Raw genomic sequence first — 26,212 nt, forward strand, 5'->3', positions numbered from 1 at the left:
TCCTATTCTTATTCTTATCTGTGTTTATCTGTGTTCATCTGTCTTCATCTGTGGTAAAAATTTAACCAACGATGACAACAGACAATTTGACTAATGACTATTCATCAACTAATTTCTGAAATTGCTCATTTTCTCGCATTTCATCAAAAGCAGAGTCAATTTTCGCTTTTTCTTTATACTTACGATCAATATCAATTGCCCATTGCAGATTTCCAATGGCTGGATTTATATTCCTTCGCCTAGCATAAGCACGAGCGTTTTGATAACGAGTTTCAGGGAAATCGCGTTCAATTTGAAGCGCTTGGTTATAACAATTGTTTGCATCTACATAACGACCTTCAGCGAAATGTACATTACCTTGTTCTAAATACTCATCGACACTCAAAACTTCGCCAGGATTAGCAGAGATTGTTTCTTCATTTTCAGCTTGAGGAGTTTCGATTTCTGGTTCGGCAAGAGTCGGTATCTCCGATGCAGCTTGAAGACTCAAGCTTTCATTTTCTTGTTCGTTAAAATTATTTTTTTCGCCGGTATTGCCCGATATATTTTTAACTTCTGAAACCCCACCAGCAATCAAATTTTTAAATAGCATATCATCCCGAATCCCATCAAAATCAGGGTTTTCTTTAGCCCATTTTATACATCTAACATTGAGGTAGCTTGCCTGTTCCAGGGTTGCCACTGCTAGCTTGACATTTCCTAGCAAAGCATAACAGCAAGCTTTGTAATACCAATTATCCATTTCATCGGGATGGATTTCAATGGTTTTGTCGTAGTCAGCGATCGCTTCTTCGTAACGATTCATTTTTTGGAGAAGATATGCTCTTAAAAACCAGATATCTGCATCCTCTGGCTTAATTTTCAGCGCTTTATCGTAGTAGGCAAGGGCATCGTCATATCGACCATCAAAAAAGAAAGCATCTCCTTGCTTGACGTAATCTTCTGCTGTAAAAATTAGCTGTGAGTTTTCTACTGTTAAAACTTCTAGTTGGTGGGTTAAATCTAGGATTCGTTGCTGTACTTCTGGGGTTATTTCTTCTTGTAGAGAGTCTGGGGTCAGTTGAGAAAGTTCCTTAATTATTCTGTCTTTTTCTTGTTGTGCATCTATAAATAAAGCCTGCAATTGAGACAGATGAGATACAAATTCCGCTTCTAACTTCTGCATTTCTTGTTGAAAAGCTGAGGCTTGTTTTTTAAATTCATCTGCTACTTCAGCTTCCAGTTGTTTTTGGACTTCTTTTTCTAATTCATTTCTGGTTTCAGAGACAATTTGGTTGATGACGCTGCGACGGAGAAGCCAAACGCCAAGAGCCGTCGCAAAGGGAAACAGAGTCATCACGAATAGCAAAATATTGATTAAAGTTGTAGCGCGGCTAAAGGCCCGATCGACTTCCGTCTGGACGCGATCGCGTATTTCCTTCTCTTGGCGCAGCTGTTGCAGTTCCTCGCGCTCAGTCTGCGAAATCTCAGCAGCGGGCTTTAGCTGGGCAAAAAATATCGGCTGTGGGGGCGTCGGGGCTGCAAAAACCTTCAGCCCCACAGAGAAAATAGCACAGGCAATCCAATAGTTAATCTTCATGCAACCTGATAAATAAAACTGAGAGTTGCCCAAGCATTCATATCAAAAGCGAAGGAATCGGGGGTTGCAGCTACAGTTTCGGCAGCAGGAAGACTAGCTTGGTGTAAGTCTTGCAGAACTGCCCGCGCTACCTCTAAAGGACTGACTAAGATACCAAGGCGTTGAAAATCTCCTCTGGGATGTTGGGTACTTTCCAGAGCCGCCAAAGTCTGAGTCAGAGGCTTACGACTCAAGATGAGTTGCATTTCATTCAATCCGGTTGGGCCTTGGACAACCCATTTAAAAGGACTGGAAGCAGCAGGTAAAATGATCGTCTCACCAATGCCTACCGCCTGCTGCTGTAACGGGTTAGTTTCCAAACCGCTGGGATTGGCGAAAGAATGGGGAGGTAAAAGAGCGATCGCATTACCGCTGCTATCCGTACCGAGCAGAATAAAATAGACAGGAACATCGCTGTAGTTATGAACTCGGTACTGAATGCGGCTACCGATCGGCAAACTAATCATCCCTGAATCTGTCATAAGAGCCGCATTTTCAGCCAGATCTGCGGAAACCGAATCACTTGCAGGGGCAGGCCCAGTCGCCCGGACAGTGGTTCGTTGCATCAGCACCTGTTCGGTGGGATCGACCATCTCCAGTGTCGCCCGAACACCTAAACGGGAAGCGCCTTCATTCCCACTCAAGCGCAACAACTTAACCGCCAACAGCGTTTGCAGCGTGGGAACCAACCTTTGCACCGCCGTCTTTACCGCCTCTCCCTCTGCTCCCACCGTATTGGGACTCAGATAAAAACCGGGTAAAAACAGACCGTATTGGGAATAGTAAATCGGAGAAGAAGACTTTTCCCCAGTCAAGAGTCCCCTCTTTTGCACTCTAGCCAACACACAATCAGCAGGTTGTTCCCCCGTCACCACCAATGAAACATTAGGAATACTAGAAAAAGCACTGGTGGCATCCACTCGCTCAATTCGTTCTAGACTGCTATCAATAGCTACGGTTAAGCCGACATTGCGGGGCAAAACTCGGATGGATTCTTGCACAAGTTGTCCAGCTTGCAATTGGTAGGTTTCGCCAGTCAACAACGGGAAAATTCGTGCCTTTGCTTTTAAACCCTCGCGGGAACGAATCAAAAGTTGCCGTGGGCTATTCCCAACAGCTTCAGAACCCGGTAGCGGTAACAAAGTAAGAAGAGAATTTACCCCATAAGACGCCAGAATAGCGATCGGCAGTCCCCCCAACCACAACTGTGCAGCTTTGCCATCTTCTTCCACAGCCGTTACTACGCCATCAGCTTCCGAACTGTTGGGAAAAAGGTGGTAAGTCAGCGATTTTTGCTTGGGATTGGTTTTTAGGGCCAAATCATCGGTTGTTCTTACCAGCATAGGTTGCTGTTTGTTTCCCACCATTTGCTCGATCGTGGCAGCAACCCGACACAAGCTGACTTGAACGGTAGTCGCTGGGGTAGATTGCCAGAGATATTGAGTCAAAGCAAATGTGAACAGCCCTGTACCCACACCATTCAACTGCTCCTCAAATGCTTGCCGATCAGGGCCTGCTGCCGCCAGCACTACCCCTGGAATTGCAGTTTTGAGTTTTGAATTCAGTCGAAGTTGTGCTTGGAAAGCTAGCTCCTGGGCACTTGGCTGCCCTGCTGGTTGTTGGGGTTGGGATCGCGATCGCAGATTACCCCAAAGCCCAGTACCCAGGTCAGTATAGCTAGTATCCAATACCGCCGTCACTGCGTCGGTATCGAGCGATCGCAACAACAACCACAGCGTTTCTTCCAGCACCCCGTTCGCCACCCCATCCACAGGCACTAACAAATTTTGGATTTTGGATTTTGGATTTTGGATTAATGATTCTTCCTCATTCATCCTTTCGACGCGGCTACCATAGCCGCTGAAGTGGAAAACTACCGCATCACCCGGTTTAGCCTGCTTGCTTAAATGCTCGATAAAAGCCGTTTCTATATTCTGTCCTGTAGCTTGTCGATCGGCCAAGACCAAAATATCGCTTGGCACAAAGCCAAATCGGTGTATCAGGAGTTCTTGTTGCAGTTCCACATCAGTCAGACAACCCGTAAGCGAACTCCCAGAATACTGGTTAATGCCCACCAGCATTGCCAACTTGCGAGGACTGGGTTGCGCTAAAACTCGGTAATAGCGATTTCCCGTCATCACCAGCCCAGCTTCTCCTACTCCCAAGGCTGCCATTACCCAGCCAGCTCGTTGCAAAAAACTCCGTCGCTTCATAGTTAGCTATTTGCCTTCTAGGATTCAGCTATCAGCCTATTTGAGTTAAAAAGCTTTTCTCTACTCCTCAGAAACCCGGTTTCTCCAAGAAACCGGGTTTCTTTCGTCCCTCACTCACCTAACAACGGCTGTAACTATTGGTGCATCGCCTTTGCCAGTTCAGCCGCTACCTCTGGTCTTGAAAACTCCGGCGGCGGCAACTCACCCCGCCGCAGCATCTCCCGCACCTTCGTTCCCGACAGGTGAATGCGCTCTTGCGGAGTGCTGGGGCTAGTCTTCGTCGTTGCCATACCCTGCGTAACGGTGCAATAAAAAGCGTGTTCAAACATCATCGGCACAATACCTAATTCAGATGGCGCAAACTCATCAAATATATACTGAGCGTCGTAAGTGCCGTAGTAGTCTCCTACACCAGCATGATCGCGTCCGACGATGAAGTGAGTACAGCCGTAGTTTTTGCGAATCATCGCGTGGAAAATCGCTTCCCTTGGCCCCGCGTAGCGCATCGCAGCCGGATTGATGGCGAGAATCACTCTGTCTTTCGGGAAATAGTGTTCCATCATAATCTCGTAGCAGCGCATCCGCACATCGGCTGCAATGTCATCATCCTTCGTTGCGCCTACCAAGGGATGCAGAAATAAGGCATCTACGATTTCCAAGGCGCACTTCTGGATGTATTCGTGGGCTCGGTGGATGGGGTTGCGAGTTTGGAAACCTACAACGGTTTTCCAGCCGTGTTCTTTAAATAACTGCCTTGAGGAGGCTGGATCAATTTGGTATTTGGGAAATAGAGGATGGGAATCCCGTTCCAGCAACCACACCGGCCCCGCCAGATGAATTGGCCCCTGGTTATAAAGAACCCGCACACCTGGGTGTTTCTCGTCATCAGTGCGGTAGACGTTAATCGCTTCGCGAGTTTTATCGTAAGAATATTTCTGGGTTAGCTGCAAAACGCCGATAAAGCTTCCTGTGGGGTCGTCCAAGCGTACCAAGTCGCCTTCAGTGAGAGCGTCTGCAACTTCCTCTGTCATCGAAAGGGTAATCGGTATCGACCAAACCAAACCGTTCGCCAGTCGCATATTGGCAACGACTGACTCGTAATCTGCCTGTTCCATGAAGCCGCTGAGGGGACTAAATGCACCAATGGCGATCATTTGCAAGTCGGAAACTGCTCGCTCATTTAGTTGCACTCGTGGCAGAAAGTCGGCTTTTGAGAGAAATTCTTGTTTTTGTTCGGGTGTAGCAATGCGATTAATTAGCTGACCGCCGTGAGGCTCAATCCCATCTTGACGATGACTCATATCGATTTTTGATTTTGGCTCTAAGTATTTTAGATTGTAGCTGCACCGATCGATCGTACCAAGCTATGAGAATATTTCAACATCCGTAATATTTCCGGTTGGCACGGAAAATTCCTTTAGCTCTACTCACCAATTTACCCACTAAATTGCCTCACGAGCAGACTGAACATTTGATGGCACCCTTAATGCCTATATGAATCCTGTTTTTTGACCCAAGGATAGTTGACCCCCTTAATGCTTATTGCTCAGGTTTAAGTTTGGTAATAATTTCCGTTATGGTATTATCGTTATAGCTAATTAAAGCAGGAGCTAAACATACCTGAGATTAGTGCCGATCAAATCCTGCAAGTTGGAGCTAGAGCCAGCACTTATGAAAACCTTAAGTGCGTTGAATGCGCTACAGCAATAAAAAACTATTTGCTATCTCAGAACATTCGCGGTAAGCGCATCAAACTTTTCACAGGAACAACGATAGGTCGAAGTAGCTACATTTATGATGATAGCGTGCCAGGAGATCCTATTTCCTCAAATGGTCGCCATGAAGGAATTGCAATTTTTATCAACGCAGTAGAAATAGTTTTTGATAACCATCACCATGATGGAATTACCAGATCTGAATGGATGAATAATCTGTTATTTTATGGGAAATTACATTATGGCGAACAGTTTCAAGTAACAGAAGAGGAATTTTAAAGGAAAGTGTTATGACAGAAGTTTGTCAGAGAATAGCAGAGGTTAAATCTGAATATCTCTATGAGATGCTGCAAGAAATCAAAAAGCGACCTGGTATGTTCTTAGGTAGGTGTTCCATTACCCGTCTGCGATCGTTTTTAGATGGATACATGGGTGCCAGAGAAGATCTTGGCTTGCCTCCAACAGATCAAGAACGGGAATTTAACGGGTTTCAAGATTGGATACAGAAAAGATATAATATTACTTCATCTCACGGATGGGATAGCATTATTCTCTTTTATTCGGCGGATGAAAGAGATGCACTAGATAATTTTTTCAAGCTGTTTGAAAAATTCCAGAATGGAGAAAATCCTTAATTTTTATGCCAGAAGTTTCTCAAAACATCGGATCTGTCAAGACTGAATATCTATACGATTTGCTAGAAAGAATCGGGTCTTCCGTACTTAGTGTGCGAAACGATTAGTTTTTTTGTGTCCTACGCGCAAAGCTTGGCAGGGATTTCAAGGTGATTGCCCATCCGCAGCAAGTTGCCATAACCAAGCTTTGGGTGTAAATAACTCAACGCCTTACGTAGCAAAGCCTTGACGATAAATTTAAGTTAACTTAGCACACTAAGTACGGAAGAGCCTTAGTTTTTAGGGCCTATAGATACCATTGAGTAAACATCTTTCCGAGTATTACATAGTAAAACTTCAGATTCATTCGGTGTAATACTCGGCAGAGAGCTATCTACCACAAAAAGTTGCCGAATGCCCCAAACTTGCGATTTTTTATGCCCCACAAGTCGGTGGTGTAAATACTGAAAAGGAGGTAATCTTGGCGACGACTGTAGCCATTTAGTAAGGATTTTGTCGCATCAAGCGGCAAAGGTGCGAGGGTGTAGCAAGCTGCTTTCACACCAACCGGAAGCTGCTCCTGCTTGCAGGTTGTACCTTGAAACTGCCACGCCAGAGATTCAACATAAGCTTCTTTGCTAGGATTTGTAACCACCATCAAGCAGGTAAATGCGGTAAGCATGGTCGCTTTTATTGCAGTGTTTTTCATAATTACCTCTAAATTATGCTGGGTGTTAGTATTGACTCTACCCAGGATTCTTTTAGGATAAGGAAAAACAATACCTACTAATAACTACAATTTGCTGCAATAATGCCTCATTAATACTCCAGTTTCGTTGAAAGATAGTTTTCTGAGCATGACCACTGACTGTAATGAAGAGCGTCATCCTTAACTCCCTGGTGGCTTTGAATACTTTTTGTAAATATTTGGATAACGTTTTTCTATCCAAGATGCTAATCCTCTGTTTGGATCGGGTATCAGTTGACGCTGAAGAGCAGAAATGAGACCTTCATCCATGACATCATCTATCAAATCAAAGACAAAAATGTTGCAAAGCTCTCCTTGTTTAGATCGGAATTTTTTAGCACCAGCGTCAAGCCCTACATAAAAATCGATGGTTGCCTCATTATCAACCTCACTGCCAACCCCGATCAGCAAAATCTTAATATCATCTTGGCTGTTAACTCTTTCACAGGTTTTCCCAATGACGTTAACAAATTCGTCACGATCGTCAAGTTTGCCGTCTGTATAAATAACTAAAAAAGCACCTTTCTCATCAGTTCGATTAGCCAACCAAGTGTCTACAGCTTCTTGCAAAGTAAGCGCTATATAAGTTGCGCCACCCGGCTTATTTTCCTTGGCACGAAAGAGATCTTGTACCTGAGAAGCATCCCTCAGAGTATATACTCTTCCAGGACGTTGATTACCATTAAAGAAGTAAAGTGTTATTTCATCACAAATTTTACCGCAATCAGGATCTTCTTCATTGAGAATTTCATCAACATGACCGAGAACAGTCTCTTGCAAATAATCCCAACGTTTCTTTCCTCCAGTTTTAGCGTCGGGGAGAATCATCGATCCACTCCGATCAATTAAAAAGAAAACATCGCGATTGTAAACTAATTGATCTGCCATAACATCTCTCTTTTGTTTGACTATTTTTTGTGTTTCTTCAACCCAGTTTAGGTTAAATATCTGTGGGTAAATAGGGTTAGAAATACCTAGAAATTCATAGGACTTAGTTACTAACCCTGATATCAGTAAATCCCTTTGGCTGCGACTGCTTTCACGAAATTTAACAGATTGAGGATTCTGTAGTAGCCTTTTGTATAACCTTAAGGCTAATAACTTATCCCCAGATTCTTTGGGATCGCCTTGACTAAACCAACTTTCAATTGCTTGAAAGTGCCGGAATACTATCTCTGGTCTTGTTTGGGCTAGTATAACTTTAGTTGTAACCAATCCCTCGATTTGATTATTAACAGAATTTTCTCCTTCTTTGATTTTAATACTTTTCGCCACCAAATCACATAAAATTTGTGTTAAGAAAGGTTGCCCCCCTGTCCACCAAAGAATTTCCCTCAGAACCCCGGCTGGATTCTGGCTAACCTTACTTAGCCCCGCCAGTAACGGTTGACAATCTCCCTGTAGCGGAGAAAGCTCGATCATCTTAGCTGTATTGAATACATAATCAGTATCAAACAACAAGTCAGAAGGCGCAGCAATTCCCAAAACCAGAAAAGCTAACCTTTGTAAACATTCTTCCTCTGATTCGGATAAAATCTTAATTACACCCATCAAGCTAGATTGCAGATTCCAGTCCATCAAAATTTCAATATCATCTAAAAATACGATAATTTTTGCAGGCTTGATTTTCTGCAAAATATACTTAATAAATTCTATAAATCGGCTTCCCGAAGTCAACTCTTGAGACTTCTGCCAAAATACCTCTAGCTGGGGATAGAGACTTTCACCTAAAATTGTAAATCCTTGACAAATTTTTTGTAGAATTCCGAAATATAGAATGTCATCAGATAAGGGTGGATCTAATATTTTTAGACCAAGTTGAGTACAAATATATCCTTCAAAACGTAATCTGCTTGCTGTTTTAATCATCAAGCTAGATTTACCCATTTGAGGGCTTGACAAAATATAGTAAGTACAAAAATTAGGCTCCGTAGTTCGCAGAAATTGATAAAGTTGATCGTCGGCCTTTCTATGAACATAGATAGGGGAATCAATGGGTAAAGGTTCACCCTTAATTCCTGAATAGTAGTAGCTTTCAAATTGCTTCAAAAAGTTATAGAAGCTATTAATAAACTGTGACATATATTAAAGCCATAATACCCAAAAAAAAACTATTAATAGAAAAGGCGAAATTCCACTACTTAATAATACCCTCAGAATATGTTGACTTCGATCTTCATTATTAAAATTTGAAAATGTTGCCTTGTCAGACTTAGAAATAACTTTCCACCCATCTGCATTCACTAGGCGGGATAAACCCCGCCAGACTTGCGCTTCTATCAGAGTATCTTCTGTCTGAATATCTGTAACAACAACTAATGGTGATTCTCTTGGGGGTAGGCGATACTTTTTAAGATCGTTAACCAATTCTGCCTTCAATTCAGGCGAGACATATCCAAGTTTCACGTTATTGGCATCGGGTGGTTCATCCATAAGCAATTCTTGAATTTTACCTGATTCAGCTAATTGAAGAACAGCTTGATAATCAACTTCAAACCCTTCTTCACCACCAAAAATTACTGCTTGGTTAATTTCTCTGGTTAAGGATTTTAGATTATCTTCCTCTAATGCCATAATCGCCAACCACCGCAATAATTTTTCATTATCATCAGATGCTTCACAAATCCAAGCCATAGATATACGAATTTGACGATCGATAAAATCTCTGCGATCGCTTGGTTCTATGGCGGTAATTAACAAAATTAATTCCCTATTTTCAGAATTATAAAAAGCCTTTAAATCTTGACTAAGTAAATCCTTAAAAGCTTTAAAGCCTTCTCGATTTACCCCTTTTTCTCGAATTGATTGTATGGATTCCGCTAAATAGCTATCAGCTAACCAAGAACCATTCCTTGCCAGTACCACAGAAGCAGCATCAATCTCAATTAATTCAGCCGTCTTCCTCAAGATATAAGGCAGTTCTTCTGGTCGTTTTTGTTCAGTTTCAGTTACTTCAATCCAGCGGTAATCGTAATCCTGAGAAAAGCCACGACTATCAACATAAATTTTCACAGCTTACTCACTCCTAATGTCTAATAAATGATTTCCTTCTTGAATTACCGCAAATCCTCCATCAGTCTTTCGACCTTCAGAAAACTCAATGATAGCATCCTTAAGAGGCTTATCTAAACCTGTCCAACTGGCAAACAACTCCACCGCAAAATTTCGGTTATCCAAATGAAGTTTCACTAAAAATTCCAACAGATATCGCAAGGGCTGGTCGGTATCCTTTGGCTTATATTCTGCATCAGCAGTCGGGAACTTCTTAAATCCAAAAACGGGGCGAAAATCTGTAGTAGGTTCTACCATCCTGCTGCACTCTACACAACCCAATGTCTGAACTGGAGTCACAGCAACTGCAACTTGTGAGGCTAAAAAGGGCGATTCAAAGAAGTTAAGCAATGCTGCGTATTCCTTTTTGATAGAGTTCAGAAGTTGGTTTGCACTTTTCTCTCCTTTTCGCATCTCCATCTCACATTTAACGGGTGCTAAAATCACGAGTCGTGGTTTCTGGAGATTTTTGTAAGCCTCCTTAAACATCTGGGTAATTTGATTGGGCTTATTGACATATTCGTTATACTTTCCATTACGCATAACCAATGCGGGAGTGTCGATTGCCACAATCACTACGGCTGCATCATTAAGTAGTTTCTGAACAAATTCTCGCTCTTTATCTGTTGCCTTTTCAGAAATGTAGCCCCCTGGATAGTCGTAAAAATGCAACTTCATAAAAGGGTCTTTCCCCCTCCGACTGAAATTGAACTCGAAAGAGCGGATGGAGTTGGGGTCAGTGGCTGATGTTCCCTGAATTCCCTCCCCAGGTCGCACCGTAAAATCTCCTTGTTTGCCACGAGCAAGCATACTTTTCAACTCAGTCAAACGCTTATTGAGAGTATCTGCACTCGTCCCTTGAGGAATGAGTTGCAGATTTCCCAGGCTACCAACTGTCTGGAACTGTTCATACATAGAAGCTAAGAGACTGGTCTTGCCAACCCCAGTGGAACCAAGCAGGATAATTTTAATTTCTTCGGGCATTATGAAAAACTCCTTGACTGGTTGAAAATTTAATTAAGAAATAGCATCGAGTGGGGTTGATTGGCTGTCTCTGCCCGTACTACTAATTGTTGCCACTCCCGTCGCACATCAGATCCTTCACCTACAGGCTCGAATTCAGAAGGCCACACTTGCGATCGCACTTCAAAAAGAAAGATTCGCCAATCAGTTTCAGCCTCTTCAGCCCGAATTACCTGATCGATGAACTCTTCGACAGCCGCAAAAGCAGCTTGGCTGGGTTCGGCATACATTGATTCTAAGGCTTCTTGACACTTGTAAAGAGTAGTTTTCTGCACTTCATCAAGACATTCTAGGATTTCTTGAGGTGTTGGACTTTGAGAGGGGCGCAGAGAAGTTTTATCGGGTGTCAAGTCATCTAAATGCTGGCGAATCCGGTAATGGAAATTGACTTCATAAGCCATTTTGAAGTCCCAGAGTTTTTTGAAGGCTGTTTTCAGATGGTTTTGTTCGTCGGGTACGATATCTGCGAGGACTTTGAGAAATTCAGGACTTCGTACAGTCGTCAAACCTCCCAAACGTCCCACATTTACTAGCGTATCCGCTACCCGATCTTTTGCATAATCTACCGCTTGTTTTAGCCCCGTGTCCATTGAGCCGAAGTGCCTAGTCAGTGTGGTTCTGAGTCGATGGAGAAACCCATCGTAGGTAATATTCCAAGAGCCTGTGGAGCCGTGTCGCTCTTCGATCTCTTCAAGTGATGGAATTCCCGTATCCTCTCGGCAAGCTTGGATAGCTGCCTCTACTTTCGGCTTAAAAAAGTTTACGTCTTCAGCATCCCGCTGTTGATTAAATTCATCTAGCAGTTTCACCAGAGCAACTTTTAAACTGGTGTTTAGCTTTTTGAAGAGGGGTTCAAATACTCCCATCTCATTTTGAGATCGAGACGCTTTTACTAAAGCTTGACGTGCTTTTTCTAGTTCTGCACTCACCGCACTTTGAAGTTGGATTAGCCGTTCTTGACAGGCAGAGGCATATTGCTGATCCAATCCATTGATTTTAGCAGCTAAGTAGTTCAAAACTAGATCCAAAACGAGGGTGTTTGCTTCGTTAACATCGGCACAGTTAGCATTCAGACACTCAACCACCTCAATGCGTTTTTTATGAATTTCACTGGCTAAGTCTTGGCAATTATGAGAATTGTCACCATTTTTCGATCCAGCCTCGGTTCTATTAAGAATCATAAAAGACCATAAGTTGAGCGGCAAATCAACTAAAGCAGTACGAGCGCTATCATACAATCGCACATCAACATCAGCCCAGTAATCCCCAGATGGCTTAGGCATTCGGACAAATAGCACAGCATCAATGTCTTGACCTAGTGTTTTGATCAGCCGCTCTTCATCTCCAATCCCAGTATCACCTAAACCGGGCATATCTACTAAAGCAATCTGACCTACGTCTGAATTGGGAAAACTACAAATGATTTTGACTTCTTTAACTGCTAAATAGTTAAAAAATACGCGCTGACCATTGGCATCATCTTGAGCTACATATTCCCGAATTTGCTCCTTGGAAATACGACGAGGGGGTGAATTGAGCAGATTACCATATCTATTATAATTAGCATGATATCTGGTCAAATGTTCGTACATAGCGCCTGGTTCAGCGTAGCCGGGTAGGTCGCTAGGCATGGGAGGTAAGGGTTTGGTGGTAAATTCTGCCAGTGTGGTTGGTTTGACACCTAAGCGTAGTTTTTCGTAGTAAGGACAGATAACATCTTTTAGAAATGATTGTTCGGAATAAAACAATACTTCGCCGTGAGTTTCGACGCTAGGATTGTGGCGAATAATGCTGCGAACGCCTGTACAATGCTGGCGATCGCCATCGGGAATTTCCGCCGCTGTAAGACCAGTGAGGCTTTGCAAGAGGCGGCTTTTGCCTTGCCTTGCACGCCCAACAACCCCAATATTCAGTGTGTCACGGGAGAATCTAATTCTAAGTTTTGCTAGGGCATCTAATTCAGTGTTAATGTTAAGCTGAATTCTTAGAAAATCAACATCCAACAATCGTCCTTTGATGCTGATATCATCCACCCTTGTTAGTAATTGACTGCGGTGAGACTCAAGTTCCCGAAGTGCTGAGTCAAGCTCCCTCAAATTTGCTTCTACACCTTCGATTTTCTGTACAAGTGGGCGACGCTTCTCAATAATACTGGTAATTTTTTGCGCTCTATGTTGCATAAAAGAATCTCTCCTAACAGGATTTGAATTGGATACAGGAATATTAACTAAAAGCTGCGGCTCAGGAGCCATTGTCTGCCACAGTTCGCTTTTCATTCTTTCAACTTCAGCTACTCCTTCTGTTGAAGCTGAAACAGCTTTGAGCAAACGAGTTATGCTGTCGAGTGCTCGGTAAGTATCGTCGGTAGTGAATACTTCCTGGTGAGCCTCTCTATTACGCCAGTTCATTAGTTCGATGATTAAGTTACGATTCTCTCGCTCAAGAATTTGGCTGAAAACATCCCTCCAATTTTTTTCAATGATGTTGAGTAATGCTTGAATATCAAAATTAGGAGAAGCCTCATTCCTTGGTCTAGGTCGCAACTGTAGAATCTTCTCAACTTCTGGGCGCTGTAGCCAATTACTCCCACAGTGTTCTGTCATCTCCTTTTCAACGAAAGGCAACAACTCCTCTCGAAGTAATCTGAGTCCTTTGTCTACCAGTTCACTATTAGTCATCACTACCTCATCCTTTGACCCTAGTTGTTTTTTGACACATTTAAGCCAATTATCATTAAAAACCTTTTCATAAATTTTATTAGCAATTTTTAAGTATTTACCTCCTTCTGTCACCTCTTTAGCTACTAAACCTGAAATCAACAAGTCCCAATGGCTATTCTCTCTATGATCCCATAGAATAAAACCTTGTGCCAAAATTAGCTCATAATAATTTAACGCGGCCAGCTTGTCTGGTTTCTGATTCTCCTCAATTCTGATTAAATAATTTTCAATCTCTTGCAAATGTGATTGTCTATCCTGTTCCCTCCAGTTATTAATGATTTTATCTTGTACTATACCATTGATATAACCTTCCCGACTTACTGGCCGATCTATTTTACATTGCTGAGCTGCCAAATGGCAAATAATCTGTGTCAAGAAAGGTTGTCCCCCCGTCCAGCCCAGAATAATTTCGAGAATTTTATTAGTCTCGCTTGTGATTTCTTCAAGTCCTTTATGCAGTGGTTGGCAGTCCCCCGTCAGGTTTCCTATTTCAATCTGCGTCCCCACATTCAAAGCGACCCCTTTATCGCTCAAAAATTCAGAAGGCTTGGCGACTCCCAGAAGCACAAAATTTAATCTTTGGAAATAGTGATTTTGGATATTATCAGAGATAGCTCTGATATAGCCTATAAAACTATCCTGTAGACCCCACTTAATTAGGCTTTGGATTTCATCTAAAAAAACAATTAATTGAATACCCTCTAATTTGGTTAAAATTTCGTCGATTAAAAAATTTGTAAATCGTTTTGCTGCTGGCATATCTCGCTTGGTATCCCAAGCTTCATCTATTTTTATGGTTAGCCCTTTTAATGTCAAGTAAGGCTTTGCACTGATAGATTCTATTGGCAGATAGTGTTCGACCCTTTCATCTATTTGTTTACAAATTTCCTCTAAAAGGCTGTACCAGAGCGATTCTTCTGATGTTAATCCACCTAGACCTTGTAAATTAACTATCACACATAGCGAACCTTCATTACTAAGGCGTTGAGCTGTCCGTGCCATCAGGCTAGACTTACCCATTTGGCGGGGGGCAAGAATAAAAGAAACTCGATTAGTTTCATGGGAAGATTTTGCAAAGTGATATACATCTTCATCTGCTTTTCTCTCCACATAAGTTTCTGCTGTCAAAGGCAAAGTGCCTCCTTCAGTTTGGTAAAAATCTTTCAACTTTTGATTAGCCATAACATAAAAGATAAGTCTTGATTTTTGAACAAGAATCGTTATAGATTCGCTTGAAAATACCTTTGATATAATTCACACCTGGCTTTAATCCCAGTATGGTCTAACCGGATCAATCCTACTTTTTCTAGCTGAAATTTTGAAAATTCATCGTTACATTCTTCTCCTTTTAATATTTTCTTAAAGCAAATATTAAGTTGTTCATCTTTTTGAAGTAACTCTAAATACTTAAGCAAATAATCACCAAAGGGGCTATTTACTTGAGTTGATTGTTGCTCTAATTCAACAAAACTCATATTAGTTTTGCAAAATTTATAAAGTGCTCTATTGATTAAAGTTGGATGACCACCAATGAGTTTCATTAAAGAATTAACTTCATCTAAACTCCAAGTTAAACCATATAGCTTAGACAGTTCTAGGATAGAAGCTGGTGTAAATTCTTGTAACTCAACAGCAGTGCCTACGTTGTCCATAGGTGAACCTTTGAACTTATGATCTGGATAGGGATCTGTTGAGTAAGCAATCACAATACTAGGCCAGACAATAGGCGCTTTAGTCACAACTTTTTTTAGCTTTGTTTCATTCCATGTCCTCAAAACTAAAAGAAAATCCGTCTGAATAGCTTTGCCTAAAACTCGGTCAATTCCATCTATAAAAAGTGTTTTATGTTGTTTTATTTTTTTGAAAACAACCTCCTCTAGATAGTATTCGCAATTTTTACTTGATGTTCTCTCCTTCTTCCAAAAATTCTGAAGAGGGGGAGGATTCAGCCCTGGTATAGCATTCTTAAATGATTGAGTGATTTCCTCGGTTAACGTATAAAAAAGTTTATCTAAATCTGTGAAGCAATCCGCATCAAATCCACTACTTCCCAAGTCTACATACCCAATTATATGTTTTTGCTGTATTTCTAAAAAGTCACGGAGTCGAATCATTAATGACGACTTACCCATCCCTTTGGCTGCTTTTATCCTAATAAAAGGAAGAGAATCGTGTGGGTTGTTTCCTGTTTCTAAAACTTCTTGGCAAATATCATCGGCATTCCTTTTTACATACAGGGGGCAATCAAGGGGAACAATGCCTGTGACTAGAGGGCCTTTATATATATAGGATTTCAAAAAAATTGTACTAGCAACAGGACCTCTGCCATTCTTTTTTATGTCAATCATTCCCGTCTTTTGAAAGGCTTTCAAACGGCGACCTGCGGTGGCAGGAGCAATAAAAGGTGAGTCTTTACTTCTCTCAGTCAAAAGTTGAGCAAAAGATTCCTCACTAATAGAAGCGCTGCCACCTTGATATAGCAAAAAAGAAGCTAAAATATCAAAGTCTTTTTTTTCTTTTTCTGTTAACTTTTGAATTGCCTCGTTGTTATCCATAAATTATTACTTTTCTCCAAATGAAAGCTAAGTCTAAAGGATAGCTGAGTCTTGGTAGGTTGTCTGGAATCCACCAGTGGCTAGGGGGTTCTGACATCGGTGACTTTAATGCTGGCATAAGCAGCCTTTAGAAATATGACATCAGTATAGAAAACCCGATGGCTTTTTGCATAGACTCTTAAAACCTCTACTTTTCACCTTTGTACCTCATTAATACCTCAATTCAAAACTGAGCGGAGCATCTCATCCCTCTTTTGTTACTTCGAGGAGTGTAAAATCAGCCACAAAATACGGGTCTTCCGTACTTTGTGGCTTTACTTCGATTGGGACTTAGTTCATTTGTACTATTCCATCCCCTTTTTATTGATGTGTGACAGTTGAGGGTGCGGAATGTGGGTTAGATGTGAATAAAAAAGAGGTAAAAAACATTTTTTTACCTCTTTTTTTTGATTTTTATGCTTGCCTTTCGATGATTCCACCACCCAACAAGATATCGCCGTCGTACCAAACTGCTGCTTGTCCGGGGGTGATGCTGAACTGCGGTTCGTCAAATACCAGCTTGACGCGGGATTCTTCCAGAGGAATCACGGTAACGGGGACAGCGGACGATCGATATCGAATCTGCACTTGGGCGCGAATGGGTGCAGATGGTTCTGCTAGAGACACCCAGTTTACCCGCGCTACGGTACATTCCGTCCGATCGGCACTATTGCGATCGCCAACCACGACCCGATTGTTCGCCGCATCCAACCCAATCACGTAAAGCGCTTGAGGCGCTGCAATCCCGATCCCTTTCCGCTGACCGATCGTGTAATGATGGATACCATCATGTTGGCCAAGCACCTTACCCGACTCATCAACGATATCGCCCTTCTGCGGCGCAATGTACTTATCCAGAAACGCCCGCATCGAGCCATTGCTTTCCACCAAGCACAAATCCATACTTTCCGGCTTATCAGCAGTATTCAGGCCGAATTGGGCTGCAATTTGCCGAGTTTCGGTCTTGTGCGTTTCTCCCAGGGGAAATACGGATGCTGCCAGCAAATCCTGTGTCAAATCGTACAAAAAATACGACTGATCCTTAGTCAGGTCTACAGCTCGCAGCAACTGATAGCGATCGCGATCGGCATCATAACTAATCCGTGCATAGTGCCCCGTGGCAATTTTGTCAATACCCAACTTTTCGCGGGCATAACTCACCATCGGGCCAAACTTCACACTCTTATTGCACTGGGAACAAGGCAAGGGGGTAATCCCGTCGCTATAACCCGCCACCAGATAGTCCACAATATTGGCCTGGAACACATCGCGGCTATCGACAATGTGATGGGGAATGCCCAGATGTTCGCAAATTTTAGCAGCATCGACCATCCCTTCAGAACAGCACTGACCCTTCCCTTTCATCAGCCAAAGGGTCAAACCGACGACTTCATATCCCTGATGATGAAGGATCGCTGCTGCAACTGAACTATCAACGCCACCCGAAAGGCCAACGACTACTTTGTTCATGGAACCAAAATGACTGAAATCTTGCTTAACGCAAGCATTGCTACTTCTAAGTTAACATTCCTACAACGACCTGTCATGGCAGCATCAGCCATTCGAGATGGAAACTAATTGTCACTTGGCTATAAACTTTAGCGCTTGGGTGCTTAAATAACAGATGAAACGAAATCTGCACAATAAAATTAGGGGATTTAGTCGAATGAAACTATTTAATATGGCAGCAGTTACACCGCTGCTAATTGGGACTATGGCTATAGCGCTGGTTCCCCAAAGCATTGTCCAAGCAGAACCGACTCCCAACAATTTATCAGTGGCACAACGACTTTTGCATACACCACTGCCACCGCCACCGAGATTGCAGCAAACTGATTCTACACAACTACTGGCTCGCAGAAGGAGAAACACCAGGAGGAGAACCACCCGGCGCAGACCCTCTAATTGTCAAAGGCAGCGGTGCAATTGCGAAGCAAGGGGGTGTGATTATGAAAGCTATGTAGTTTATATTCCTAGATATAGCGATCGCCTCCTAGAACAGGTTCAGAACATATATTCGGAAGCTAGGAAAATGCACTACGGGAGAAAAGATGTCATTCAAGTGGGATCTTACGACGAGCAGTGGGTAGCAGAAGACACCCGTGCAACGCTGCAACAAGACGGGTTTTCTGCTGAAATAGGCACGATCCTTACCAGGCGAACATCTCAGTTTTCTGTCATCGTGAATAACCCATCTCTCTTAAATATAGTTCAAAAAGAAGTGTTTAATGCAACTTTAGGGATTGACACAAGAAACCAACAAAGGGTCATTGTGGCAGGTCAATATCGCAGTGCTTCCAGAGCCCAAGAGATTGTCAGCGAACTGCGAGAACGGGGTATTATTGCTGAAATTGTCGGCGATGTGAGTGTATTGGATACTACTGAGTTTTCAAATGATAATTCTACTATTGAGGTACTTGGAGATAATTATCAAAGAAATTTCTTGCTTGCAAATAATGTTGCGACTCGCTCTAATTCATTCGCAGATAATTACTATGGGATAATGATTCCAGGCAGTGAAGCAGAATTAACTACGATCGAAGCTCACGTCCGACGGATGGCTCCTGGTTTGGGAATGGAAAGAGGAGTTTACCAAATAGAAAATTCTAATGAGCGATTCGTAATGGTAGGGCCATTTGCCGATCGAGAAACAGCAGAGCGATGGGGGCGCTATCTGCAAGATTTTGGGATGACTAATGCACAAGTTTTCCACGGCAGCTAAGGTGAGCTTAAATAAACTGAACTCCCAGAAACCCGGTTTCTCTAAGAAACCGGGTTTCTAAGAGCCTGTGAACTCCCAGAAACCGGGTTTCTAAGGGCCTGGAATTTTACGTTTAATTATGCCCACCTACTTAGCAATTTTAGATTTTAGATTTTAGATTGAGATTGAAGTGTAATTTAAAATTTAAAATTTATGGACAGATTGGAAAAAATTCAACAAGTTGTCGTGACATCTCAGCAGATGCGCGAGATTGAAGGGCGCATCTTTGCGGCTGGGATGCCAGTCGCAGCTTTGATGGAAAAAGTGGCAAATTTGATTGTCCGTCGCATCACCGGCGACTGGGGCGCTCTGGAGTGGGAGAGGGGGAGAGTGGGGGAGACAACCGGGAAGACCAACGCAGATTCTTCACTTATGCGTGCATCCGTGCCTATCCGTGTCGTGCCTAGCGGAGGAGAAAAAATAATCCCCAATTTCCAATCCCTAATTTCCTATAATCCAAAATCTAAAATCCAAAATCCAAAATCTCCAAGAGTGGGCATTTTGGTTGGGCCAGGTCATAATGGTGGCGATGCGTTGGTAGTTGCCCGCGAGTTGCATTTCCAGGGTTATGAGATTGTTATTTATCATCCTTTTACCAAACTAAAGGAATTGACAGCCCAACACGCTCAGTATGCTAATAGTTTAGGCATTCCATTTGTTGAAGAAATTTCCCTGTTATCAGATTGCGATCTCATAATTGATGGTTTGTTTGGCTTTGGGTTGGAAAGAGCTATTACCGATCCGATTGCTGCTGCGATCGATCGAATCAATCAGTTGTCTAAACCGATTATTAGTATCGATTTGCCTTCTGGTTTGCACACAGATACGGGTGAGGTGCTGGGAACAGCTATTCGTGCCACTCATACTCTTTGCTTGGGTTTGTGGAAGCAGGGATTATTACAAGATCGAGCGTTAGAATATGTTGGCAAAGCTGAATTAATTGATTTTGATATTCCGCTGGCGGATATCGCGGCGGTACTCGGTGAAACGCCTGAGATACAGCGTGTGACGGAAGCATTTGCGATCGCACATTTGCCCCTATCCCGTCCGCCAGTCACCCATAAGTATAAAATGGGGCATTTGCTACTCATTTGCGGTTCCCGCAAGTATGCTGGAGGAGCGATTTTAACTGGTTTGGGAGCAAGAGCGAGTGGTGTGGGGATGCTCTCAATTGCCGTACCGGAATCTCTGAAATCCCTGTTAGTATCACATTTGCCGGAAGCACTGATTATTGGTTGTCCAGAGACGGAAAGCGGCGCGATTTCCCAGCTGCCAGAAGAAATTGATTTGGGGTCGTATAGTGCGATCGCTTGCGGCCCAGGGTTGACAAAAGATGCTAGGCCAGTTGTCCAAGCGGTGTTAGAAAGCGAACTTCCCCTACTTTTAGACGCCGACGGCTTAAATATCCTCGCCCAAATGGGAACCATCCCCAAACTATCAAAGCGGCAGGCAATCACCGTCCTGACGCCCCATACAGGTGAGTTCAAGCGTCTATTTCCAGATGCACCAGATCCCACAACAGACAGGGTAAGCGCGGTTAGAGAAGCGTCTCGCTTGAGTGGTGCGATCGTATTATTAAAAGGCGCGAGAACGGCAATTGCCAACCCTTCCGGTTCAGTATGGATTATTCCCGAAAGCACACCAGCTTTAGCGCGTGGCGGCAGTGGCGATGTGCTGACTGGCTTAGTTGGCGGACTTTTAGCGCAAACATCGTCTCAGGAATTGTCGCTAGAAGCGATCGTAGCAGCAGGTGCTTGGTGGCACGCTCAAGCCGGTATTTTGGCAGCGCAAGAGAGGACTGACTTGGGAGTTGATGCGTTTACATTGACGCAATATTTGATTCCGGTGATAAGTAGTGTTGAGTGAGGAAATATTTTTAATTGTAGTGCAGTGCAATGCGCTGCACTGGATAATGGAATTATCCACTTTGCTCTAGCAGGAGGCAGGTATGGACAACGAAAACGTTATGTTTCGCCTCGATAGCGAAAAGAAAGCCGCGTTAGATGCGATCGCCGCCGTCCTGGAACGCGATCGCAGCTACATCCTCAACGAAGCGATCGATTTGTATTTGAAGATGCACCAGTGGCAGATTGAAGAAATTCAGCGAAGCATTGCCGAAGCAGATGCCGATGAATTTGCAACCGACGAAGAGGTGCAGGCAGTCTTCACCAGACTAACCAATGTCAGTTAAGTGGCTGCGGAAGGCGCTGACAAGTCTGGAACAAGCGCATCAATTCGTTGCACGAGAAAATCCTGAAGCAGCAGCGCGGGTTATCCTGAAAATTCAGGCAGCAGTGAACCAACTGGAAACATTTCCCATGCTTGGCAAGGCTGGACGGGTGGAAGATACCAGGGAGTTGGTTATTCCCAACAGTCCTTTCATTGTTATCTATCGAATGAGAGGGAAGACGGTACAGATTTTGCGGGTGCTGCATACTTCCAAACAGTATCCCGATGGGTAATAAAAACTATCTCCTTAAAGTATGTTTGGGATTTTTTTACCACAGATGAAGACAGATAAACACAGATGAACACAGATGAATAGAGATGAAAGCGACTAAACTTCGACTGGCGATTTACTTTTCGCTGGTACGGAATAATCGCCGTTAGCATCAACTTCAATCATCCCCAGGGATTCATCACCTGTAATCAAACGGGCTCCACGTTGGCGCGTAAAATAGTTCCAAGCCCACTGAATCATCACTACTAATTTGTTGTCAAATTCGATGAGATAGTAAATGTGGACAAATACCCAGATTAGCCAAGCGAAGAAACCCGATAACTTGACATAACCCAAGTCTACAACAGCAGCATTTCGTCCGATGACGGCTAAGCTACCTGTATCGACGTAACGGAAAGGGGGAGATGTTTCACCAACCAGTCGCTTTTTAATCAGTTTGGCAACATATTCTCCTTCCTGCATCGCCACTGGTGCTACACCGGGTAAAGGTTTTCCTTCTTGATGGGAGAAACTTGCCAAATCTCCAATTACAAAAATATTAGGATATCCCGGTACGCTCAAATCGGGTTCGACAACAACTCGTCCCACTCGATCGAGTTCTGCACCTGCGCGTTGGGCGATAATTTTTCCCATTCCAGAAGCTTTGATCCCAGCAGCCCATAATATTGTTCGCGCTGAAATTTGTTCGACTTTATCGCCTTGTTTTGTGGTGATGATATTGTCTGAAATATCAGTAACTAGGGTTTTTGTCTGCACGGTTACGCCCAATTTCTTGAGCGATGTTTCTGCTTTTGCGGATAATTCTGGTGGGTAGGGAGGCAGGATGCGATCGGTCCCTTCCAGCAACAAAATTTGAGCTTCAGTGGTGTCAATGTCTCGGAAATCTTTCTTGAGAGTGCTGAAAGCAAGTTCTGCGATCGCACCTGCTAATTCTACTCCTGTCGGCCCTCCCCCCACGATCGCAAATGTCAACCAAGCACGCCGTTTTTCCGCATCGGTTTCTTTTTCTGCCGCTTCAAACGCCAAGAAAATACGACGCCGAATTTCCAGAGCATTTTCTATTGTTTTTAATCCCGGTGCCACGGGTTCCCATCGATCGTTTCCAAAATAGTGGTGACTGACACCAGTAGCAACAATTAATGTATCGTAACTGAGTTCGCCACTACTCATAATTACTTTTCGCTGTTCTGGGTCAATATCTTTTACTTCTGCCAGCAACACTTTAGTGTTTTTGTTGTTACTGAGGATGGCGCGGAGTGGGGAGGAAATATCCGCAGGGGATAGACTGCCCGTTGCGACTTGATATAGTAGTGGCTGAAACAGATGAAAGTTACGTTTATCAACTAAGGTTACTTTCACAGGTGGGCGATTAAGAGCTTGAGCAGCATAAAGTCCGCCAAAACCGCCACCGACAATCACGACATGGTGAGGAGATTGATTTTCTACTGCATCTGCCATATATGTGGACTTCCTTTCTGGGATTTTGCCAGTGACTCGTTTCAGGAAACCTTTTTCCTGTTACCGATGTTTCCTTTATAGTGCGAACTGACAAAAATGTGGGTAGCGATCGCTACAAGTCAAATGATTTTGCCCAGAAAGTCTGCCATCGAAATTGCAATCGTTAAGCCTTTTGGCAACATTACGATAAAATTCTAGCTCTTATCTTACCAATAGTAGATGAGTTGTCTAAAGCTTCAAGATGAGGCACCAAATTCGCAGATCCTGGTTGAGGCGCAGTTTCCATAACCGTGTTTCGTGCTTTATCCTTAATGGACTTGAGTACTAAACGAACTACCCATGAGGAGAGGCACGGGTTTTCGTCAATTTCTGTTATCAAAGCATCTAAATCATTAACAATAGCCATCATTTGTGGGTTAATATCTTTCTGCATAAGTTTGATGCCCTGTTTTAAATGTTCTTGTTGTCTATATTCAAAATAAAAAATTCTGCTTAGCTTTTCTTGTCGTTGTGTGTCAGTCTGTTAGGTGACTGCTAAATCCCGGAAGACCCGCTGGGGTGGCAGGTTTTGCATAATCCTTGATGGATAAGCTTTTCAGTGGTTGCGGCCCGATCGCATTTCTCTCCCCCTAAAGATGCTTCTACGCCTCATGGTAGACACTTAGCCAATCGGCACACTCGCTTCAGAACGCGGAAGGCTCAAAGGATATGAATTGCGAAGATGCAAGTCCCTTTGTGCTTCATCCTTTCTAATTCATGCAGAATGCTGACACTTCACCCATCCGCATGACGTGAACTAAGCTAGTCTGCTAGGGTGAAGACTAGCCAGATGAGCCTGAATTCGGTAAAAATAATGCGGCAACGATTATTCGGCAACACCTTCCTGGCTTCACTGAAGAGGAAGCTAAAGAGGCAGCAAGAACAGACTCAGGCCGAAATTGCTGATTACGAGGTGTGGCGGCGGGAGTTCCTGCAAAAGCGGCTGCGCTTAGGTTTGCGGATTGCCTTCATCGGCTTCTTGAGTTTTATCGCCCTGCAATTTAGAAATTTTATCGTTAGGCCGGACTATTTCGATCGCTTGGCCTTGATAACGCATATCGCTTCGGAACTAAGCCTGCTGGTGTGTTTGTCATCCCTGCGAACTCGCTTGGGTCGCCGTTACCCAAGTTTAATATTCTTGATTTTCTCTTGGTCTATCACCCTAATACCCCTGCTGATAGTTACCATCGCCGATAAGTTGGAACCCAATATGCTTAGCTGGCCCCTAGCGTTTTTCGGCATGGCTACCCTCGTCCCAGTCTGCTGGCGGCTGCACCTTGTCTCCCAATTGGGCGTTTTTGCTTACTATTTCGGTGTGCAACTTCTCCTGGGTAAGGTGGCCCAGATGCCAGCGCCGTGGATGACTTCAGCTTTGTTGTATTTATATATGTTTTGGGTTTGTTTTGTTTGCGACCTGTCAGTTTATTTGTACGAACGCCTACAGCGGTCTGAGTTTAAGGCTCGTCGCCAGATGGAAGCAGCTTATCAGCAACTAACTGTCGAACAGGAACAATCGGAACGTCTGCTACTGAATGTCTTGCCGCAGTCGATCGCCGCTCGCTTAAAAAACTCTACAGGAACTCTAGCAGAACAGTTTAACGAAGCCACGGTTTTGTTTGCTGATATCGTTGGTTTTACTCAGCTATCGACTCAGATACCACCTACGGAAATGGTGGAGTTGCTCAATAATATTTTCTCGCGGTTTGACGAGCTGGCAGAAAAACACGGATTGGAAAAGATCAAGACTATTGGCGATTCTTACATGGTGGTTTCGGGTCTGCCGATCCCACGGCCCGATCATGTGGAAGCGATCGCAGATATGGCTTTGGATATGCAACTAGCGCTCAACAAAGTAAACATCGAAACTAATCAAGATTTTCGCGTCCGAATTGGCATCAATACCGGGCCAGTAGTTGCCGGGGTAATTGGTCTGAAAAAGTTTATTTACGACCTGTGGGGCGATACTGTGAATATAGCGAGTCGCATGGAATCTCAAGGTATACCCAATTGCATTCAAGTTACCAAGGAAGTCTATGAAATATTAAAAAATCAGTATGTTTTTGAAGAACGCGGAATCATTCATGTCAAAGGTAGAGGAGATATGCTCACTTATCTGCTTAAAAGCAAATCCTCTGACTGCGAGTAGGCCCGATCGTAACCGTAAACATTAAAAGGAATGAAACATGGGTTACACTACCGAATTTGACGGCACATTTCATCTAAACAAGCGATTATTTGATAGCGAATTTCTTTATTTATTAGAATTCTCTCAGACAAGGCGGATGAAGCGAGATGTTACCGTATTGGAGAGTTTCCCCGATCCAGCACGAACAGCAGTAAATCTGCCATTGGGTGAAGATGGCTGCTATTTCGTTAATGAAAAGTGGGATAAAAATTCCGAAATTTCGATTGTGGATTACAACCGACCTCCAGCGGGACAACCCGGATTGTGGTGTCACTGGATTCCTAACTCTGATGGTAGCGGTATTCAGTGGGATGGAGGCGAAAAGTTTTACCACTACATCGAATGGTTGCAATATCTGATCGATCGTTTTCTTCAACCTTGGGGTTATTTATTAAATGGAAAAGTCCATTGGCAAGGGGAAGATTCCCATGATTATGGACATATTCATGTTGAAAATAATAAGATTGTTTGTCCGTCAGGTGCTGAAGAATTGCTAAGCTATGCCGTTTCACCCGTACAAATTCCTCTGGCAGTTTTTCAAAGTTTAGAAGCTGTGCAATTAGCTGGCATATCTTTAGCAAATTGGCATGGCGTTATGGAACAAGCAACAGCTTTAGGCTATCCAGAAACAGTCAAGTGGATGGAGTCTAATATTGAAAAGTATTTCGATGGCTTGCAACGAGGATTTGAGGCAAATAATAGAGTGCTAAAATCTATGGATTTTGTATTATGAATCTGACGTGCGATCGCGACAGCGATACGTAGTATTATCGCTCTTTTTTTACCCAATATTATCGGCTGCAAGTATAATATAAAAAACTCTAAACTCCGATAGCAAAAAACCAAAACCTTGGCCTACGATAACACCTGTAAATACATCGCCTCCCAAAATCCAGCCAGTTTCGTCCGCTGGTTATTACCCAATGAGGAATTCGCCACTGTCGAAATCCTCAAAACCGAATTACCAGCCGAACCAATTAGAGCAGATTCCTTAATTTTATTACGGTTCGGT

Annotated in this window: 18 protein-coding genes and 2 pseudogenes; 8 read left to right on the forward strand and 12 right to left on the reverse strand. The window is 43.3% G+C overall.

The annotated features are described in order from the left end of the window. Positions 1-97: 97 nt before the first annotated feature. The 3 genes from LAY57_RS10260 to sat all read right to left on the reverse strand — a co-directional run bounded on the left by LAY57_RS10260 (position 98) and on the right by sat (position 5,132). Entirely contained in the window at positions 98-1,579 is a 1,482-nt protein-coding gene (locus LAY57_RS10260; RefSeq protein WP_249066322.1) for a tetratricopeptide repeat protein, read from the reverse strand. Continuing rightward, positions 1,576-3,831: a caspase family protein gene (locus LAY57_RS10265; protein WP_249066323.1), complete on the reverse strand. Its 2,256-nt coding sequence runs from the start codon at positions 3,829-3,831 to the stop codon at positions 1,576-1,578. Before LAY57_RS10265 ends, LAY57_RS10260 begins: the two co-directional genes overlap by 4 nt. Before the next feature lie 134 nt (positions 3,832-3,965). Continuing rightward, on the reverse strand, positions 3,966-5,132 hold the full coding sequence (gene sat, locus LAY57_RS10270) for a sulfate adenylyltransferase (RefSeq protein ID WP_249066324.1): 1,167 nt from the start codon (positions 5,130-5,132) through the stop codon (positions 3,966-3,968). 342 nt (positions 5,133-5,474) lie between these two features. Here sat and LAY57_RS10275 point away from each other — a divergent pair, with 342 nt between their 5' ends. Next, positions 5,475-5,825: a papain fold toxin domain-containing protein gene (locus LAY57_RS10275; protein WP_249066346.1), complete on the forward strand. Its 351-nt coding sequence runs from the start codon at positions 5,475-5,477 to the stop codon at positions 5,823-5,825. Positions 5,826-5,836: 11 nt separating this feature from the next. Next, positions 5,837-6,181: a hypothetical protein gene (locus LAY57_RS10280; RefSeq protein WP_249066325.1), complete on the forward strand. Its 345-nt coding sequence runs from the start codon at positions 5,837-5,839 to the stop codon at positions 6,179-6,181. Positions 6,182-6,554: 373 nt separating this feature from the next. Here the strand turns inward: LAY57_RS10280 and LAY57_RS10285 are convergent, their stop codons facing one another. From LAY57_RS10285 to mnmA, 7 genes and pseudogenes are all read right to left on the reverse strand, one after another. Then, on the reverse strand, positions 6,555-6,869 hold the full coding sequence (locus LAY57_RS10285; RefSeq protein ID WP_249066326.1) for a DUF4359 domain-containing protein: 315 nt from the start codon (positions 6,867-6,869) through the stop codon (positions 6,555-6,557). 180 nt (positions 6,870-7,049) lie between these two features. Next, entirely contained in the window at positions 7,050-8,990 is a 1,941-nt protein-coding gene (locus tag LAY57_RS10290; protein ID WP_249066327.1) for an AAA-like domain-containing protein, read from the reverse strand. Positions 8,991-8,993: 3 nt separating this feature from the next. Next, entirely contained in the window at positions 8,994-9,920 is a 927-nt protein-coding gene (locus LAY57_RS10295; RefSeq protein ID WP_249066328.1) for a hypothetical protein, read from the reverse strand. A gap of 3 nt (positions 9,921-9,923) precedes the next feature. Then, positions 9,924-10,943: a TRAFAC clade GTPase domain-containing protein gene (locus tag LAY57_RS10300; protein ID WP_249066329.1), complete on the reverse strand. Its 1,020-nt coding sequence runs from the start codon at positions 10,941-10,943 to the stop codon at positions 9,924-9,926. 29 nt (positions 10,944-10,972) lie between these two features. Further along, positions 10,973-14,884 (reverse strand): Swt1 family HEPN domain-containing protein, encoded by a 3,912-nt coding sequence (locus LAY57_RS10305; RefSeq protein ID WP_249066330.1) that lies wholly within the window; start codon positions 14,882-14,884, stop codon positions 10,973-10,975. 38 nt (positions 14,885-14,922) lie between these two features. Next, entirely contained in the window at positions 14,923-16,257 is a 1,335-nt protein-coding gene (locus tag LAY57_RS10310) for an AAA-like domain-containing protein (protein WP_249066331.1), read from the reverse strand. 453 nt (positions 16,258-16,710) lie between these two features. Beyond that, a pseudogene (gene mnmA, locus LAY57_RS10315) lies at positions 16,711-17,790 on the reverse strand (tRNA 2-thiouridine(34) synthase MnmA); the annotation flags it as partial. 172 nt (positions 17,791-17,962) lie between these two features. Here mnmA and LAY57_RS10320 point away from each other — a divergent pair. From LAY57_RS10320 to LAY57_RS10335, 4 genes are all read left to right on the forward strand, one after another. After that, the gene (locus tag LAY57_RS10320; protein WP_249066333.1) at positions 17,963-19,018 is read left to right on the forward strand and encodes a hypothetical protein; all 1,056 of its coding nucleotides are present in this window, start codon (positions 17,963-17,965) and stop codon (positions 19,016-19,018) included. A 192-nt stretch (positions 19,019-19,210) separates the two neighbouring features. After that, complete coding sequence (locus LAY57_RS10325) at positions 19,211-20,923, forward strand: NAD(P)H-hydrate dehydratase (protein WP_249066334.1); 1,713 nt, start codon at positions 19,211-19,213, stop codon at positions 20,921-20,923. Positions 20,924-21,005: 82 nt separating this feature from the next. Next, positions 21,006-21,248 carry a CopG family ribbon-helix-helix protein gene (locus LAY57_RS10330; protein WP_249066335.1) on the forward strand — a complete coding sequence of 81 codons (243 nt, stop codon included), beginning with the start codon at positions 21,006-21,008 and terminating at the stop codon, positions 21,246-21,248. Next, positions 21,238-21,519 carry a type II toxin-antitoxin system RelE/ParE family toxin gene (locus LAY57_RS10335; RefSeq protein WP_249066336.1) on the forward strand — a complete coding sequence of 94 codons (282 nt, stop codon included), beginning with the start codon at positions 21,238-21,240 and terminating at the stop codon, positions 21,517-21,519. Before LAY57_RS10330 ends, LAY57_RS10335 begins: the two co-directional genes overlap by 11 nt. 95 nt (positions 21,520-21,614) lie before the next feature. Here the strand turns inward: LAY57_RS10335 and LAY57_RS10340 are convergent, their stop codons facing one another. Together LAY57_RS10340 and LAY57_RS10345 are read right to left on the reverse strand one after the other, a co-directional pair. Next, positions 21,615-22,976, reverse strand: coding sequence for an NAD(P)/FAD-dependent oxidoreductase (locus LAY57_RS10340; RefSeq protein WP_249066337.1), 1,362 nt, complete (start codon positions 22,974-22,976; stop codon positions 21,615-21,617). Between the two features lie 181 nt (positions 22,977-23,157). After that, positions 23,158-23,409 (reverse strand): hypothetical protein, encoded by a 252-nt coding sequence (locus LAY57_RS10345; RefSeq protein ID WP_249066338.1) that lies wholly within the window; start codon positions 23,407-23,409, stop codon positions 23,158-23,160. 1,068 nt (positions 23,410-24,477) lie between these two features. Between LAY57_RS10345 and LAY57_RS36190 the strand changes: the two are divergent. Together LAY57_RS36190 and LAY57_RS10355 are read left to right on the forward strand one after the other, a co-directional pair. Continuing rightward, a pseudogene (locus LAY57_RS36190) lies at positions 24,478-25,161 on the forward strand (adenylate/guanylate cyclase domain-containing protein); the annotation flags it as partial. 37 nt (positions 25,162-25,198) lie between these two features. Next, positions 25,199-25,933, forward strand: coding sequence for a hypothetical protein (locus LAY57_RS10355; protein WP_249066340.1), 735 nt, complete (start codon positions 25,199-25,201; stop codon positions 25,931-25,933). Positions 25,934-26,212 lie beyond the last annotated feature (279 nt).

Origin of the sequence: Argonema antarcticum A004/B2 (assembly GCF_023333585.1) — a bacterium.
Taxonomy (GTDB): Bacteria; Cyanobacteriota; Cyanobacteriia; order Cyanobacteriales; family Aerosakkonemataceae; genus Argonema; species Argonema antarcticum.